18 protein-coding genes are annotated in these 12,805 nt (G+C 74.2%); 11 read left to right on the forward strand and 7 right to left on the reverse strand.

The genetic code is table 11. The features are described 5' to 3' along the window. Window positions 1-69 precede the first annotated feature (69 nt). Complete coding sequence (gene manD / locus Q6969_RS03065; protein WP_317229116.1) at window positions 70-1,308, reverse strand: D-mannonate dehydratase ManD; 1,239 nt, start codon at window positions 1,306-1,308, stop codon at window positions 70-72. 113 nt (window positions 1,309-1,421) lie between these two features. Here manD and Q6969_RS03070 point away from each other — a divergent pair, with 113 nt between their 5' ends. The 3 genes from Q6969_RS03070 to arfB are packed head-to-tail and all read left to right on the forward strand — an operon-like array spanning window position 1,422 to window position 3,008. Continuing rightward, window positions 1,422-2,279 carry a phosphatase PAP2 family protein gene (locus tag Q6969_RS03070; protein WP_317229117.1) on the forward strand — a complete coding sequence of 286 codons (858 nt, stop codon included), beginning with the start codon at window positions 1,422-1,424 and terminating at the stop codon, window positions 2,277-2,279. A gap of 28 nt (window positions 2,280-2,307) precedes the next feature. Further along, window positions 2,308-2,547, forward strand: a complete 240-nt coding sequence (locus Q6969_RS03075) for a hypothetical protein (protein ID WP_317229118.1) — start codon at window positions 2,308-2,310, stop codon at window positions 2,545-2,547. Window positions 2,548-2,585: 38 nt separating this feature from the next. Then, window positions 2,586-3,008, forward strand: coding sequence for an alternative ribosome rescue aminoacyl-tRNA hydrolase ArfB (gene arfB / locus Q6969_RS03080; protein WP_317229119.1), 423 nt, complete (start codon window positions 2,586-2,588; stop codon window positions 3,006-3,008). A 25-nt stretch (window positions 3,009-3,033) separates the two neighbouring features. Here the strand turns inward: arfB and Q6969_RS03085 are convergent, their stop codons facing one another. Further along, window positions 3,034-4,083 carry an LLM class flavin-dependent oxidoreductase gene (locus Q6969_RS03085; RefSeq protein WP_317229120.1) on the reverse strand — a complete coding sequence of 350 codons (1,050 nt, stop codon included), beginning with the start codon at window positions 4,081-4,083 and terminating at the stop codon, window positions 3,034-3,036. Window positions 4,084-4,217: 134 nt separating this feature from the next. Here Q6969_RS03085 and Q6969_RS03090 point away from each other — a divergent pair, with 134 nt between their 5' ends. Then, the gene (locus Q6969_RS03090) at window positions 4,218-4,562 is read left to right on the forward strand and encodes a DUF2200 domain-containing protein (protein ID WP_317229121.1); all 345 of its coding nucleotides are present in this window, start codon (window positions 4,218-4,220) and stop codon (window positions 4,560-4,562) included. On the opposite strand, the gene Q6969_RS03095 is transcribed toward Q6969_RS03090, so the two are convergent. Both Q6969_RS03095 and Q6969_RS03100 read right to left on the reverse strand, forming a co-directional pair. Further along, window positions 4,559-4,786: a DUF2283 domain-containing protein gene (locus Q6969_RS03095; RefSeq protein WP_317229122.1), complete on the reverse strand. Its 228-nt coding sequence runs from the start codon at window positions 4,784-4,786 to the stop codon at window positions 4,559-4,561. The genes Q6969_RS03090 and Q6969_RS03095 overlap by 4 nt on opposite strands. After that, a complete protein-coding gene (locus tag Q6969_RS03100) occupies window positions 4,786-5,361 on the reverse strand; it encodes a helix-turn-helix domain-containing protein (RefSeq protein WP_317229123.1) in 576 nt (191 codons plus the stop codon). The genes Q6969_RS03095 and Q6969_RS03100 overlap by 1 nt, the downstream gene beginning before the upstream one ends. Window positions 5,362-5,456: 95 nt before the next feature. Here Q6969_RS03100 and Q6969_RS03105 point away from each other — a divergent pair, with 95 nt between their 5' ends. From Q6969_RS03105 to Q6969_RS03115, 3 genes are read left to right on the forward strand one after another with little or no spacing between them, the layout of a single operon-like run. Beyond that, window positions 5,457-6,590, forward strand: a complete 1,134-nt coding sequence (locus tag Q6969_RS03105) for a zinc-binding alcohol dehydrogenase family protein (RefSeq protein WP_317229124.1) — start codon at window positions 5,457-5,459, stop codon at window positions 6,588-6,590. A 46-nt stretch (window positions 6,591-6,636) separates the two neighbouring features. Further along, window positions 6,637-6,936, forward strand: a complete 300-nt coding sequence (locus Q6969_RS03110) for a rhodanese-like domain-containing protein (protein WP_317229125.1) — start codon at window positions 6,637-6,639, stop codon at window positions 6,934-6,936. 39 nt (window positions 6,937-6,975) lie between these two features. Then, on the forward strand, window positions 6,976-7,560 hold the full coding sequence (locus Q6969_RS03115; protein WP_317229126.1) for a YdeI/OmpD-associated family protein: 585 nt from the start codon (window positions 6,976-6,978) through the stop codon (window positions 7,558-7,560). Between the two features lie 88 nt (window positions 7,561-7,648). Here Q6969_RS03115 and Q6969_RS03120 read toward each other — a convergent pair whose 3' ends face one another. Beyond that, window positions 7,649-8,383, reverse strand: coding sequence for a hypothetical protein (locus Q6969_RS03120; protein WP_317229127.1), 735 nt, complete (start codon window positions 8,381-8,383; stop codon window positions 7,649-7,651). A gap of 151 nt (window positions 8,384-8,534) precedes the next feature. Then, window positions 8,535-9,194, reverse strand: coding sequence for an HAD-IA family hydrolase (locus tag Q6969_RS03125; protein WP_317229128.1), 660 nt, complete (start codon window positions 9,192-9,194; stop codon window positions 8,535-8,537). A gap of 77 nt (window positions 9,195-9,271) precedes the next feature. Between Q6969_RS03125 and Q6969_RS03130 the strand changes: the two genes are divergently transcribed. Both Q6969_RS03130 and Q6969_RS03135 read left to right on the forward strand, forming a co-directional pair. Next, window positions 9,272-9,517 carry a hypothetical protein gene (locus Q6969_RS03130; protein WP_317229129.1) on the forward strand — a complete coding sequence of 82 codons (246 nt, stop codon included), beginning with the start codon at window positions 9,272-9,274 and terminating at the stop codon, window positions 9,515-9,517. Between the two features lie 4 nt (window positions 9,518-9,521). Beyond that, on the forward strand, window positions 9,522-9,704 hold the full coding sequence (locus Q6969_RS03135) for a hypothetical protein (RefSeq protein WP_317229130.1): 183 nt from the start codon (window positions 9,522-9,524) through the stop codon (window positions 9,702-9,704). A 51-nt stretch (window positions 9,705-9,755) separates the two neighbouring features. Here the strand turns inward: Q6969_RS03135 and Q6969_RS03140 are convergent, their stop codons facing one another. Then, window positions 9,756-10,418, reverse strand: a complete 663-nt coding sequence (locus tag Q6969_RS03140) for a TetR/AcrR family transcriptional regulator (RefSeq protein WP_317229131.1) — start codon at window positions 10,416-10,418, stop codon at window positions 9,756-9,758. Between the two features lie 99 nt (window positions 10,419-10,517). On the opposite strand from Q6969_RS03140, the gene Q6969_RS03145 reads away from it, so the two are divergent. Then, on the forward strand, window positions 10,518-11,351 hold the full coding sequence (locus tag Q6969_RS03145; protein WP_317229132.1) for an alpha/beta hydrolase: 834 nt from the start codon (window positions 10,518-10,520) through the stop codon (window positions 11,349-11,351). A 177-nt stretch (window positions 11,352-11,528) separates the two neighbouring features. Beyond that, window positions 11,529-12,680: an FAD-dependent oxidoreductase gene (locus Q6969_RS03150; protein WP_317229133.1), complete on the forward strand. Its 1,152-nt coding sequence runs from the start codon at window positions 11,529-11,531 to the stop codon at window positions 12,678-12,680. Window positions 12,681-12,805: the final 125 nt, after the last annotated feature.

The following is a 12,805-nucleotide window of genomic DNA, read 5'->3' on the forward strand; positions in this document are numbered from 1 at the left end:
CGTCCCCTCCAGCGAAGCACCCGCCGCCGCGTCCGCGGCAGTCCGTGCGCCAGGCGGACTAACGACCCGTCACCAGTCGTGCACGGTCCCGTCGGCGAGCCGGTTGAACGGCAGGTAGGCCTTCTCGTAGGGATACTTGCCGGCTTCGTCGACGTCGAGGTCGACGCCGATGCCGGGCTGCTCGCCCGGGTGCAGGAACCCGTCCGACCAGGTGAAGGACTGCTGGAAGACGCGGTCGGTCGCCGCGCCGTGCTGCATGTACTCCTGGATGCCGAAGTTGTGGATCGCGAGCCCGAGGTGCATCGCGGCGGCCATGCCGACGGGGGAGATGTCGGTCGGTCCGTGCATGCCGGACTTGATCTGGTACTGCGCCGCGTAGTCGAGCACCTTCCGCAGGTGCGTGATCCCCCCGGTGTGCGTCACGGCGGAGCGCACGTAGTCGATGAGCTGCTCGCGGATGATCTGCTGGTAGTCCCACACGGTGTTGAAGATCTCGCCGATCGCGAGCGGCGTCGTCGTGTGCTGCCGCACGAGCCGGAGGGCCTCCGGGTTCTCCGCGGGCGTCACGTCCTCCAGCCAGAACAGGTCGTAGGGCTCGAGGCTCTTGCCGAGCTGGGCGGCCTGGATGGGCGTCATCCGGTGGTGCCCGTCGTGCAGCAGCGGCAGCTCGGGGCCGAACTCGTTGCGCACCGCCTCGAAGACGCCGGGGATGTGCCGCAGGTAGCTGCGGGTGTCCCAGTCCTCCTCGGCGGGCAGGGCGCCGCGCTGGGCGGGCTCGTGGTCGTAGCGCTTCCCCGCGTTGCCGTCGAAGGTCGCGTTGGAGGCGATGCCGTAGATGGACTTCAGGCCCGGCACGCCCGTCTGCACGCGGATCGCCGTGTAGCCCTGCTCCTGGTGCGCGCGCACGCTGTCGAACAGCTCCTCGTTCGACTTGCCGGACGCGTGGCCGTAGGCGAGGAGCCCGGTGCGGGAGGCGCCGCCGAGCAGCTGGTAGAGCGGCATGCCGGCGGCCTTGGCCTTGATGTCCCAGAGCGCGACGTCCACGGCGGCGATCGCGGCCATCGTCACCGGGCCGCGCCGCCAGTAGGCGCTGCGGTACAGGAACTGCCAGGTGTCCTCGATGCGGGACGCGTCGCGCCCGATGAGCAGCGGCGCCACGTGCTCCTGCAGGTACGCGACCACGGCCAGCTCGCGCCCGTTCAGCGTCGCGTCGCCGAGGCCGGTGATGCCGTCCTCGGTGGTGAGCTTCAGGGTGACGAAGTTGCGGTCGGGGCTGGTGACGATGATCTCGGCGCTGAGGATGTCCATGCTCGAGTCTCCCCGGTGGGCGGGGTGCGCGTCCACGGTCGCGCCGGTCGTCCCGCCGCGCGCTCGGTAGCCTGGCGAGGACGGGGGCGATCGACGATGGTGAGGGATCCCGCATGAGCGACACTCCCGGGCGCGAGCCCGTGCGCACGACCGGACCCCGTCCGACCGAGCAGGGTCCCGAGGGCGAGATCCGGCAGGACCGCTTCCTCGGCGACCGCGACCTCACCCGCTGGGTCACCCCGCTCGGGCGGCTCCTCGCGAGCGTGGTGCAGCGGATCACCCGCGCCCTCGGGCCGTACGCCGCCCTGCTCCTCACCCTCGCCGTCGGCCTCGCGCTCGCCGTGGGGCTCTCGGCGATCGCCGCGCAGGTCTACGACAACGTGACCGACGCCGACGGGGTCGCCGGCCTCGACCGGCCGCTCCTCTCGTTCATGCTCGGCCTCCGCACGCCCTGGCTCGACACGGCGGCGACCGCGTACACCGACATCGCGGGCGTCGTGATCATGCCCGCCATCGCGGTGGTGACGATGCTGTTCCTCGCGATCCGGCGCCGCTCGTGGACGCCGGTCATCCTCGTCGTCGCGGCCGGCGGCGGGTCCCTGCTCCTCACCATCGCGGGCAAGCGCATCATCGGCCGCGCCCGACCCGACCTCGCCGACGCGGTGCCGCCCTACGAGACGTCGCCGTCGTTCCCGAGCGGCCACACCCTGAACGCGGTGGCGATCGCCGGGATCCTCGCCTACCTGCTCCTCCTCCGGCAGCACCGCCGGGTGACGCGCGTCCTCTCGATCACGGTCGCCGTGGTCTTCGCCGTGACCATCGGCATCTCCCGCGTGTACCTCGGCCACCACTGGTTCACCGACGTGCTCGCCGCCTTCTTCCTCAGCGGCGCGTGGCTCGCGCTGGTGATCACGGCGCACCGGCTGTACCTGACGGCCCGGCGGCCGGATGGCGCTGGGGCGGTCCGCTGATCCGGCCGGCGCGTGGGACGGTGGGGGCATGGACGACAGGCGCAGGTTCGAGGGCGACTCCGCGGCGCGGCAGCGGCTGACGGGCGAGCCGGCCGCGCGTCAGGTGCTCGTGCTGATCGCGGTGGCCGCCTCCATGGCCGCGTCCGCCCTCGCGTTCGTGGAGCTCGCGTTCGTCCTGCGGATCGTCCTCATGGTGGTCGTGATGCTGGTGCTCGTGCTGATCGGCCGGGTCCTCATCCGCCGCTTCAACCTCCGCCGGAACCGCTAGCCCGCCGGCACGAGGTCGCTCCGTGGGACGCTTGCCGCATGGACCTCCCGGTGATGCGCGCGCTCACCATCCCCGCGGCCGAGCTGCGCTGGCGGTTCTCCCGGTCGTCCGGGCCGGGCGGGCAGCACGTCAACACGTCCGACAGCCGGGTGCAGCTCACGTGGGACGTCGCGGGCTCGCTCGTGCTGGGGGACGCCCAGCGCGAGCGGATCCTCGAGCGGCTCGGCCGGCGCCTGGTCGCGGGCACGATCACCGTGACGGTCTCCGAGGAGCGGTCCCAGCTGCGGAACCGCGTGGCCGCCCTCGACGCGCTCCGCGAGCTCGTGGCCGATGCGCTGGCCCCGCCCGCGGCCGAGCGGCGCCCGACGCGGCCGACCCGCGGATCCGAGCGCCGGCGCCAGGCCGCCAAGACGCAGCGCTCGGCCACCAAGCAGCAGCGCCGGCGCCCGATCGGCGACTGACGGCGGTCGCCGACCGCCGCGCGGGTCAGGCGGTCGCGCCCACCACAGCGTCCGCCCGATCCCACCCGAGCTCCTGCCCGATCTCCTTCAGCGCCGCGAGCGAGCGCAGGTTGAAGTCCACGCCGAGCTGGTTGGGGATCGTCACGAGGAGGGTGTCGGCCGCGGCGATCGCCTGGTCGGCGCCGAGCTCCTCGATGAGGCGCTCCGGAGTGCCGATGTAGGAGCGGCCGAAGCGCCACTTCTCGCCGCCGACCTGGCCGACCTGGTCCCGGCCCTCGAGCTGCGCGCGGATCCCGAAGTACGCCTCCGACTCGTCGTCGACGAGGGGGATGATGCTGCGGCTCACGCTCACGCGCGGCTCCCAGGCGTGCCCGGCGGCGGCCCATCCGTCGCGGAACAGCCGGATCTGCTCAGCCTGGAGGACGTCGAGCGGCACGCCGGTGTCCTCGGAGAGGAGCGTCGACGACATGAGGTTCATGCCCTGCTCAGCCGCCCACTGGCCGGTGGCGCGCGTGCCGGCGCCCCACCAGATCCGCTCGCGGAGGCCGGGCGACTGCGGCGTGATCGCGACGCGTCCCGTCGGCATGCCGCGCTGCGGGGCGGCGTCGGCGAGCTCCTCGCCCTCGAGGGCGCGGAGGAACAGGCCCGTGTGGCGGCGCGCCATGTCGGCGTCGGTCTCGCCGTCGCGCGGCACGTAGCCGAACGACTCGTAGCCCGCCTCGACCTGCTCGGGCGATCCGCGGCTGACGCCGAGCTGCACCCGGCGGTTGGAGATGAGGTCGGTCATGGCCGCCTCCTCCGCCATGTAGAGGGGGTTCTCGTAGCGCATGTCGACGACGCCGGTGCCGATCTCGATGCGGTCGGTGCGGCTGGCGATGGCGGCCAGCAGCGGGAACGGCGAGGCCTGCTGCGGCGCGAAGTGGTGCACCCGGAAGTACGCGCCGTCGATGCCGATCTCCTCGGCGGCGACCGCGAGGTCGATGGACTGCAGGAGCGAGTCCTGGGCGGTGCGCACGCGGGATCCGCGCACGTCCTGCCAGTGGTTGAACGACAGGAAGCCGATCTTGGTGCTCATGCCCGCTCCTCGGTGCTGGGGGCGACGCGACCTGGATGGATGCGTCTGCATGGAAAAGGAACCGGGACGGGCCCCGGCCCATTCCCGCGTCCTGCGATCTGGACCCCGCGAGCCGCTCGGCCTACGCTCCCGACATGGAGCACCGCATCTTCCGCACGCCGTTCGCCGCGGTCTACCCGCACTACGTGGCGAAGGCCGAGCGGAAGGGCCGGACGCGCGCCGAGGTCGACGAGGCGATCATGTGGCTCACCGGCTTCGACGCCGCCGTGTTGCAGCATCACCTCGACGCGGAGACCACGTTCCAGGACTTCTTCGCCGCCGCACGCCGGAATCCGTCCGCCGACGAGGTGCGCGGCGTGATCTGCGGCGTCCGCATCGAGGAGATCGAGGACCCGCTGATGAAGGAGATCCGCATCCTCGACAAGCTGGTCGACGAGATCGCCCGCGGTCGGCCGATGGTGAAGGTGCTGCGCAGCTAGCCCAGCCGCTCGGCGTCCGCCAGCACACCAGCAGGCAGCACCTCGCTCGCGTGCAGCACCTCGATGCCGAGGAGGCGGCCGTCGGCATCGAAGTCGAGCGCGACCTCGCCGCGGTCGCCCGGCGTCATGATCGAGTGGATCTGCGTCACGGACCCCCCGTCCCCGATCGGGCCCGCCAGGTACAGGTACGCGGCGTCCACGGACGGGTCGTAGGTGACGCGCATCAGGCGCCCGTCGCCATCACGCGGCGGAACGCGGCGAGGGTGTCGCGCAGGACCCCGGCGAGATCCGCGTCGCCTCCGTCGTCGGACAGCCAGCGGCCGATGGCGACGCCGAAGACGGTGGCGGTGGCGTGGGCCACCAGCACGGCGGTGAGCGGATCCGACCCGCGCTCCACGAAGCCCGCCCGCACGGCCTCCTGCATCGCGTGGACCTTGCGCAGCTCGCGCTCCTGCAGCCCGGCGTCGGCGCCGATGATGCGCTTGCGGGCGAGCATGGCCGCGCGCCCCCCGGCGAACTGCGACGCGATGACCTCCTCGAAGCCGTCCTCGACGACCTGGAGCGGGGAGCGGTGGGCCGGCGCGGAGCGGATCATGCGGGTCACCAGCGCGGGCAGCTCGTCCTCCTCGGCGAACAGCACCTCCCGCTTGTCGGCGAAGTGGCGGAAGAAGGTGCGGGTGGTGAGGCCGGCGCGCGCGGTGATCTCGGGCACGGTCGTCTCGGCGAAGCCCTGCTCGCCGAACAGCTCGCGGGCGGCGGCCGCGAGGCGCTCGCGCGTGTCCGGCTGCCATCTGCTCATGCGTCGATCCTAGTGATGACATCTCGTGTCATCACCGACTATGGTGATGACACGCGATGTCATCGGACAGCGCGCCGATCCATCGGAGAACCGCCGTGCCCACCGAATCCGAATCCGCCGCCTGGCTCGCCTCGTCCGCCGCCGACCTCACCGTCGGCCCGGCACCGCGCACCGCACCGCGGGCGGGCGAGGTCGCGATCCGCGTCCGCGCCGTCGCGATCAACCCGCTCGACACCATGAAGCAGCACATGGGCGACATCATGTACCGCTGGCTCCCGCACCCCGCCGTCCTCGGCGAGGACGTGGCGGGCGTCGTCGACGAGGTCGGCCCCGGCGTCACGCGCTTCGCCGTCGGCGACCGTGTCGTCGCGTACGCGGTCGGCATGGAGAGGGGGCGACGGCACCAGGCGGAGGGCGGCTTCCAGACGCGCGTCGTCGTGCGCACCGACCTCGCCGCTCCGATCCCCGCCGCGCTCGCCTTCACCGACGCCGTCGTCCTGCCGCTCGGCGTCTCGACCGCCGCCTCCGCCCTGTTCGGCGCCGGTCAGCTGGCGCTCCGCCACCTCGACGCGAGCACCCCGCCCACGGGCGAGACCGTCGTGGTCTGGGGTGGATCCACCAGCGTCGGCCTCAACGCCATCCAGCTCGCCGTCGCCGCCGGCTACGACGTGGTCACGACGGCGTCGCCGCGCAACCACGAGCTGGTGCTCGGCCTGGGCGCGGGTCAGGCGTTCGACTACCGGAGCCCGACGGCGGTGCGGGACATCACGCGGCACCTGGCGGGTCGCCGGGTCGCGGGCGTGCTTGCCATCGGCACCGGATCCGGTGACCCGGCCGTGCGCATCGCCGCCGCCACGGGCGCGCGGCGCGTGAGCATGGCGAGCCCGCCCGTCGTGTTCGACACACTGCCGCGCGGCGGGCGCATCGGCCTGCCGCTCGTGCGCCTCGGAATGCGGATGGGCACCGCCACCCCGGCCCTGATGGTCCGCGCCCGCGTCCGCGGCATCCGCGCGAGCTTCGTCTGGGGCAGCGCGCTCATGCACGACGGGGTCGGCGCGATGCTCTGGGAGCGGTTCCTCCCGGCCGCGCTCGCGGAGGGCCGGTACGTCGCGGCCCCCGCGGCGGAGGTGGTCGGCACCGGGCTCGAGGCGATCCAGCCGGCGATGGACCGCCTGCGCGCGGGCGTCTCGGCGCGGAAGCTCGTGGTCGCCCTCGACGGCCGAGCGTGACCTCCGCGGCTAGCGTGGGGAGCACCGACACCCGAGGAGCACCCGCATGAGCCGCATCACCGTCGACCAGCTCGCCGCCCTGGACGCGCCCGTCCTCATCGACGTGCGCGAGCCCGACGAGTACGCCGCGGGGCACGCGCCCGGCGCCGTCAACCTGCCCCTGTCGCAGCTCGACGCGCGCGTCGACGAGGTGCCGACCGACGCGGCGGTCCACGTGATCTGCCAGTCCGGCGGCCGCAGCGCCCGCGCCACCGAGGCGCTCGCGGCCCGGGGCGTCGACGCGGTCGACGTCGAGGGCGGCACGAGCGCGTGGATCGCCGCGGGGCACCCCGTCGACCGCTCCTGACCCTGGCGGCGTCCGCCGTCGCGTCCGTACGATCGGGGCATGCCCGCCGCCGCGCACGAGCTCCTCACCGTCCCCGACCGCGCCGCCTGGCGCGCCTGGCTCGACGCCGAGGAGGAGACGTCCGACGGCGTGTGGCTCGTGCTCGCGAAGAAGGGCACGACGGAACCGACCTCCCTCACCTACGCCGAGGCCCTCGACGAGGCGCTCTGCAGCGGGTGGATCGACGGGCAGACCGCGAGCATCGACGAGCGGGTCTTCCGCCGCCGGTTCACCCCGCGGCGGAAGGCGTCGCTCTGGTCGGAGCGCAACATCGGGCTCGTCGCGACGCTCACCGCGGAGGGGCGGATGCGTCCGGCGGGGATCCGCGAGGTGGAGCGCGCGCAGGCCGACGGCCGCTGGGAGCGCGCCTACGCGGGCCAGGCGTCGGCGTCCGAGCCGGAGGACCTGCTGGCCGCGCTCGCCGCGTCGCCCGCCGCCGCGGCCACCTTCGCGACGCTGTCCAAGGTCAACCGCTACGCCGTGATCCACCGGGTGTCGACGGCGCCGAACGCGACCGTCCGCGCGAACCGCCTCGCGCGCCTCGTCGCGATGCTCGAGCGCGGGGAGGCGCCGCACCCCGAGTAGCGACGGAGGTCCGCGCGCACTGCCGCGGCACGCGACAGCGCGGGGCGGGAGGGACGCGTCCCCCCCGCCCCGCGCTGTCGTCAGCGGGTCAGGCGCAGTGCGACCGCCAGACCTCGGGCAGCACCACGTAGGCCCCGCGCGCCTGGCAGATGCCGCTGGTGCGCACGAACTCGCTGCCGCCCAGGAGGAAAGCGCCGAGAGCTGCGCAGTTGCCCTTCGAGAGGCGGAAGCGGATGCACACGGCCGCGGTCACGGCGGCGACGCCGGACACCACGATCGCCCGCACGACGGCGTTGGAGAGGTAGACGGTCTGGTTCTTGATCGTCGGCAGGTGGATGTGGCTCCACCAGTGGTCGGCCGTCACGACGCCGCGCGGACCCGATGCGCCGGGCACGCTCGGTGGACCCGCGGGCTGCGTCGCGGCGGCCTCGTCGGGCGACGACGGCGCCGTGCGCAGCGCGGCGACCAGGTCCCGGCCCGCGGGGGTGCTCAGGGTGCGCTCCACGGCGGCGTCCTGGGCCGCGGTCCGATCGACCCAGTTCTCGATGCGGCGGCCGCCGACGTCGAGGCCCGTCGCGGCGACGGTCGTGAGGTCGGCCTCGGTGATCCGGCCCGCGGCCAGGTCGTCGACGAGGTGCCCCTGCTCGATCGACCGCGCCACGCGCGCCTGCGGCGTGTCCGGGACGACGGCGAACGCGCCGCCGCCGGGTGCGGCGACGACGAACCCGAGGGCGATGAGGGCGCCGACGGCGACGCGCGCGGCGCCCCGGTGCGGGTGGGAGGGGCGGGATGTGCGGGTGGTGCGGGCGGAGATGAACGTCATCGTCTGTCCTGTGCTCGGTGTCCACGGCTGGTGCGGCGAGCGGCGCTCGCTGCGGCCGACCGTAACCACCATGGGTGGTGCGTGCCGGTCGTCCACAGGCCAGGTGGTCACGATCCGGTACCGCCCGGGCGGGACGCCGGAGCCGGTGCGGCTACCCGGCGGGCAGCGTGATCGTGAGGATCCCGTCGCGCACCTCCACGGTCGTCCCGCGGTGGTCGCGGACGCGGGGGAGGCCGACGGTGGCGTCGCTCTCGTGGTCGCCGACGACGACCACGCGCATGCCCGCGGCGAGGCCCGCGCGGATGCCCGCCTCGGCGTCCTCGTAGACGATCGCGTCGGCGGGATCCACGCCCAGGCGCGACGCCGCGAGCAGGTAGCCGGACGGGTCCGGCTTGCCGGCCGTCACGTCGTCCGCCGACACCACGACGTCCGGCACGCGGATCCCGGCGCCCGCGAGGCGGGCGCGCGCGAGGTCGGGGCCGGCGCTCGTCACGAGGGCGTGGGCGCCGGCGGGCAGGGCGGCCACGAGGTCGCGCGCCCCCGGGATCTCGACGGTGGCCGGGCTGCCGTCGAGCTCGAGACGGTCGAGCTCGGCGAGGAGGGCCGGCACGTCGCTGCCGGCGGGCGCGAAGCGGGCGATGCTGTCGGCGGCGCGCACGCCGTGGATCCGCCGCATCAGCTCCGCGGGATCGTGCCCGAAGCGCACGGCGAGCCCGGTCCAGATCTCCTCCACGAGCGCGGTCGAGTCCACCAGCGTCCCGTCCATGTCGAGGAGGAGCGCGCGGGCGGTGAGGGTGACGGGTGCGGTCATGGGTCCATCCTCCCGGACGCGCGTCGGCCAGGATGGGGGAGCGTCCGGCGATCCGGCGCGGGACGAGTGGAGGCGGCATGGGCTCGGGGGACGCGCACGAGGTCGAGGCCGCGAAGGTGCGCACCCTGGCCGGCATCGCCTCCTTCACGCTGATGCTGGGGCTGCTCATCGTCGGGCTCGTGCCCGACCTGTCGACCCTCGGCGGTCGAGGCGGCGGCGTCCCTGCCTGGTTCGGCGCCGGCCTCTTCGTCGTGCTGGGACTGGCGGGCCTCGGCTGGGCGGTGGTGCGCGCGATCCGGGTGCGGCGGCGAGCCCGTGGGTGAGGCCGTGGGGACGGCGCTCCTCGTCCTCCAGCTCCTGGGCATGGTCGCGGTGGCCGTCACGGCCGTGCGGATCCTGTCCTTCGGCATGGTCTCGCGCGAGCGGCCGCCACGCCGCATCCTCGTGCCGGGACTCGTCGGCGGCGCCGTCGGCGCCGTCGCCTTCGTGCTGCGGCTGTTCCCGGCCTGAGCAGCGGATGCCCGGCGCCTCGGCGTCGACGATCCGGTCGTTCAGGGCGGGTCAGGCGGCGCGCACCGCGGCGTCGATGAGCACCTCGGCGGCGCGGCGGGCGTGGCGGGCGGGCTCCGCGGATCCCGAGATGGCGGCCGTGGTCTGCGCGCCCTCCGCGAGGATCGCGAGCTGGTCGGCGAGGTCCGTCGGGGCGCCGGCGTCGCGCACCAGGCCCGCGACGTAGGCCTGGAACGATGCCTTGTGACGGCGCGCGAGGTCGGCGACCGCGGGGGAGACCGCGCCCAGCTCGCCGAACGCGTTGATGAAGCCGCAGCCGCGGAAGTCGTCCTCGTCGAACCAGTCGGCGAGGTAGTCGTAGACCGCCAGCAGGCGCTCGCGGGGAGCGGTGGCGCGGGCGACGCGGCCGGCGACGCCGTCGGTCCACATCGCGTGGCGGTGCTCGAGCACGGCCACGACGACGGCCTCCTTCGACGGGAACTCGGCGTAGATCCGCTTGAGCGAGACGCCGGACGCGGCCCGGAGGTCGTCCATGCCCACGGCCGTGATCCCGCGGCCGTAGTAGAGCCGGTCGGCCTCCGCGACGATGCGCTGCCGCACCTCGGGCGCGGATCCCGTCGACGGGGCGCGGGCGGGGGCCGGGGCGGTCGCGCCGGGCCCGTCGGGCGCGTCGACCGTCGCGCCCGGGATGCCCGCCGATCGTCCATCTGCCATGCACCGATCCTACCTTGCGCGGAGAACGATCGTTCCCCTATGGTGGGCACACCGGAGAACGTTCGTTCTCCGCCTTCGTCTCATCGAGAGGACAAGCTCATGGCATTCGTGACCGTCGGCACCGAGAACAGCACCGACATCGACCTGTACTACGAGGACCACGGCACGGGCCGACCGGTCGTGCTCATCCACGGCTACCCCCTCGACGGGTCCTCCTGGGAGAAGCAGACGGCGGCGCTCCTCGAGGCCGGCTACCGCGTCATCACCTACGACCGCCGCGGCTTCGGGCGCTCCAGCCGCCCCACCGTCGGCTACGACTACGACACCTTCGCCGCCGACCTGAAGACCCTCGTCGACACCCTCGACCTGCAGGACGCCGTGCTCGTCGGGTTCTCGATGGGCACCGGCGAGGTCGGCCGCTACCTCGGCGCCTACGGGTCCGAGCGCATCGGCAAGGCCGTGTTCCTCGGCTCGCTCGAGCCCTACCTCCTGAAGACCGACGACAACCCCACCGGCGTCCCGCAGGAGGTCTTCGACGGCTTCCTCGCCGCGGTGCAGGACGACCGCTACTCCTTCTACACCGCCTTCTTCCAGAGCTTCTTCAACACCGACGAGAACCTCGGCTCGCGCCTCAGCCAGGAGGCGCTGACCGCCAACACCGCCCTCGCCTACGCCGCGTCGCCGCACGCCTCGGTCTGGGCGCAGCCGACCTGGCTCACCGACTTCCGCGCCGACATCCCCCGCATCGACGTGCCCACGCTCATCGTGCACGGCACGGCGGACAACGTGCTCCCGATCGACGCGACCGGACGCCAGTTCGCGAAGGCGCTGCCGTCGGCCGAGTACGTCGAGCTCGAGGGCGCCCCGCACGGCATGCTCTGGACGCACGGCTCCGAGGTCAACCAGCTCCTGCTCGACTTCCTCGCGAAGTAGCCGCTGGGCGTACGGCGACGGCGGGCGCCCGCCGCGTCGTCGGGGAGGCCGGGGTCCGCGTGGATCCCGGCCTCCCGCCGTCTCCGCGCCGATCGCCCGCCTCCGCTGCGTGCCCGGACCCCTCACGGCTGCCCGAGCGACCGGGGTGCCGGCTCCCTGTCCACGTAGCCTGGATCGATGACGGCACGGCAGACGAGGGCGAGCGGCGCCCGGGCGACCGCATCGCACCACGTCGTCATCGGCGCCGGGCTCGCGGGGGCGGCGACCGCGTGGCAGCTCGCGAGCCGCGGCCATGAGGTCACGGTGCTCGAGCGCGACCGGCCGGCCAGCATGCTCGGCAGCTCGCACGGATCCGCCCGCATCCTCCGCTACGCCTACGAGGACCCCTTCTACGTGCGCCTCGTGCGCGACGCGCGCGTGCTCTGGGACCGCCTCGAGCGCACCACGGGCAGACGGCTCGTGACGCCGACCGGATCCGTCGACTCGGGCCTCGTCCGCCGTCCCGCGGAGCTCGCGCGGGTGCTCGAGCGCGTCGGCATCGACCACGAGCTCCTCACCGCGCGCGCCGCCGAGGACCGCTGGCCGGAGATGGCGTTCGACTCCGACGTGCTGTGGCACCCGGCCGCGGGCGTCGTGGACGCCGAGGCCGCCGTGCGCACGATGCTCGACCTCGCCGTCGGCCACGGCGCCGTCGTGCACGAGGGCTGGACCGCCGCGTCGGTCGAACGGGTGGGCGCGGGCCTCGCCGTGGTGTCCGACGACGGCCGGCGCGTCACGGGCGACAGCGTGGTGGTGGGGGCCGGCGGCTGGCTGCCGGACCTCCTCGGCGCGCTGCCGCTGCCCCGGGCCGCCCTCGACCGCGTGCCGCCGCTGCGCGTGCGCCAGGAGCAGGTGTTCCACTTCGCCTACATGGACGGCCCGCGCCCGGTGCCGACCTCCATCCACATGGACGAGCTGATGCAGGTCTACGCGCTGCCCGGCGGCCGGGACGTGGAGGGCCGCGGGCACAAGGTCGCCGAGTTCGACGGCGGGCGCGTGATCCCGTCGGCCGCGCACCAGGACGGCCGCGTGGATCCCGCGAACCGCGCCCGCGTCGTCGACTGGGTGCGGCGGAACCTCCCGGGCGTCGAGCCCGTGCCCTACGCCGAGGCCACGTGCCTGTTCACGAGCACGCCGAGCGAGGACTTCGTGATCGACCGGGTCGAGGGGATCACGATCGTGTCGCCCTGCTCCGGCCACGGCGCCAAGTTCGCGCCGCTCATCGGCAGCCTCGCGGCCGACGCCGCGACGGGCGAGCGCGTCGAGCCGCGGTTCGCGCTCGCGCCCTGAGCCGGGGCGATCCGCCTCCGGAACCTCTCCCCGCCTGACCGATGGCGGATGGCGGGTGCCCGGTCCGCGCCCCCGCCCGCCCTCAGACCTTCGCGCGCCCCCGGCCGCCGGCGCGCGGGCGGTCC

The organism is Clavibacter sp. MX14-G9D (genome assembly GCF_032917815.1).
GTDB lineage: Bacteria > Actinomycetota > Actinomycetes > Actinomycetales > Microbacteriaceae > Clavibacter > Clavibacter michiganensis_K.

Bases quoted from the DNA above. Each gene is read 5' to 3' on its own strand.
- Q6969_RS03070 (WP_317229117.1), top strand. From the start codon at position 1,422: ATGAGCGACACTCCCGGGCGCGAGCCCGTGCGCACGACCGGACCCCGT.
- Q6969_RS03115 (WP_317229126.1), top strand. From the start codon at position 6,976: ATGCCCGCCGCCGCGCACGAGCTCCTCACCGTCCCCGACCGCGCCGCC.
- arfB (WP_317229119.1), top strand. From the start codon at position 2,586: ATGGACCTCCCGGTGATGCGCGCGCTCACCATCCCCGCGGCCGAGCTG.
- Q6969_RS03145 (WP_317229132.1), top strand. From the start codon at position 10,518: ATGGCATTCGTGACCGTCGGCACCGAGAACAGCACCGACATCGACCTG.
- Q6969_RS03090 (WP_317229121.1), top strand. From the start codon at position 4,218: ATGGAGCACCGCATCTTCCGCACGCCGTTCGCCGCGGTCTACCCGCAC.
- Q6969_RS03130 (WP_317229129.1), top strand. From the start codon at position 9,272: ATGGGCTCGGGGGACGCGCACGAGGTCGAGGCCGCGAAGGTGCGCACC.
- Q6969_RS03075 (WP_317229118.1), top strand. From the start codon at position 2,308: ATGGACGACAGGCGCAGGTTCGAGGGCGACTCCGCGGCGCGGCAGCGG.
- Q6969_RS03120 (WP_317229127.1), bottom strand. From the start codon at position 8,383: ATGACGTTCATCTCCGCCCGCACCACCCGCACATCCCGCCCCTCCCAC.
- Q6969_RS03110 (WP_317229125.1), top strand. From the start codon at position 6,637: ATGAGCCGCATCACCGTCGACCAGCTCGCCGCCCTGGACGCGCCCGTC.
- Q6969_RS03100 (WP_317229123.1), bottom strand. From the start codon at position 5,361: ATGAGCAGATGGCAGCCGGACACGCGCGAGCGCCTCGCGGCCGCCGCC.
- Q6969_RS03140 (WP_317229131.1), bottom strand. From the start codon at position 10,418: ATGGCAGATGGACGATCGGCGGGCATCCCGGGCGCGACGGTCGACGCG.
- Q6969_RS03125 (WP_317229128.1), bottom strand. From the start codon at position 9,194: ATGACCGCACCCGTCACCCTCACCGCCCGCGCGCTCCTCCTCGACATG.
- Q6969_RS03085 (WP_317229120.1), bottom strand. From the start codon at position 4,083: ATGAGCACCAAGATCGGCTTCCTGTCGTTCAACCACTGGCAGGACGTG.
- Q6969_RS03150 (WP_317229133.1), top strand. From the start codon at position 11,529: ATGACGGCACGGCAGACGAGGGCGAGCGGCGCCCGGGCGACCGCATCG.
- manD (WP_317229116.1), bottom strand. From the start codon at position 1,308: ATGGACATCCTCAGCGCCGAGATCATCGTCACCAGCCCCGACCGCAAC.
- Q6969_RS03095 (WP_317229122.1), bottom strand. From the start codon at position 4,786: ATGCGCGTCACCTACGACCCGTCCGTGGACGCCGCGTACCTGTACCTG.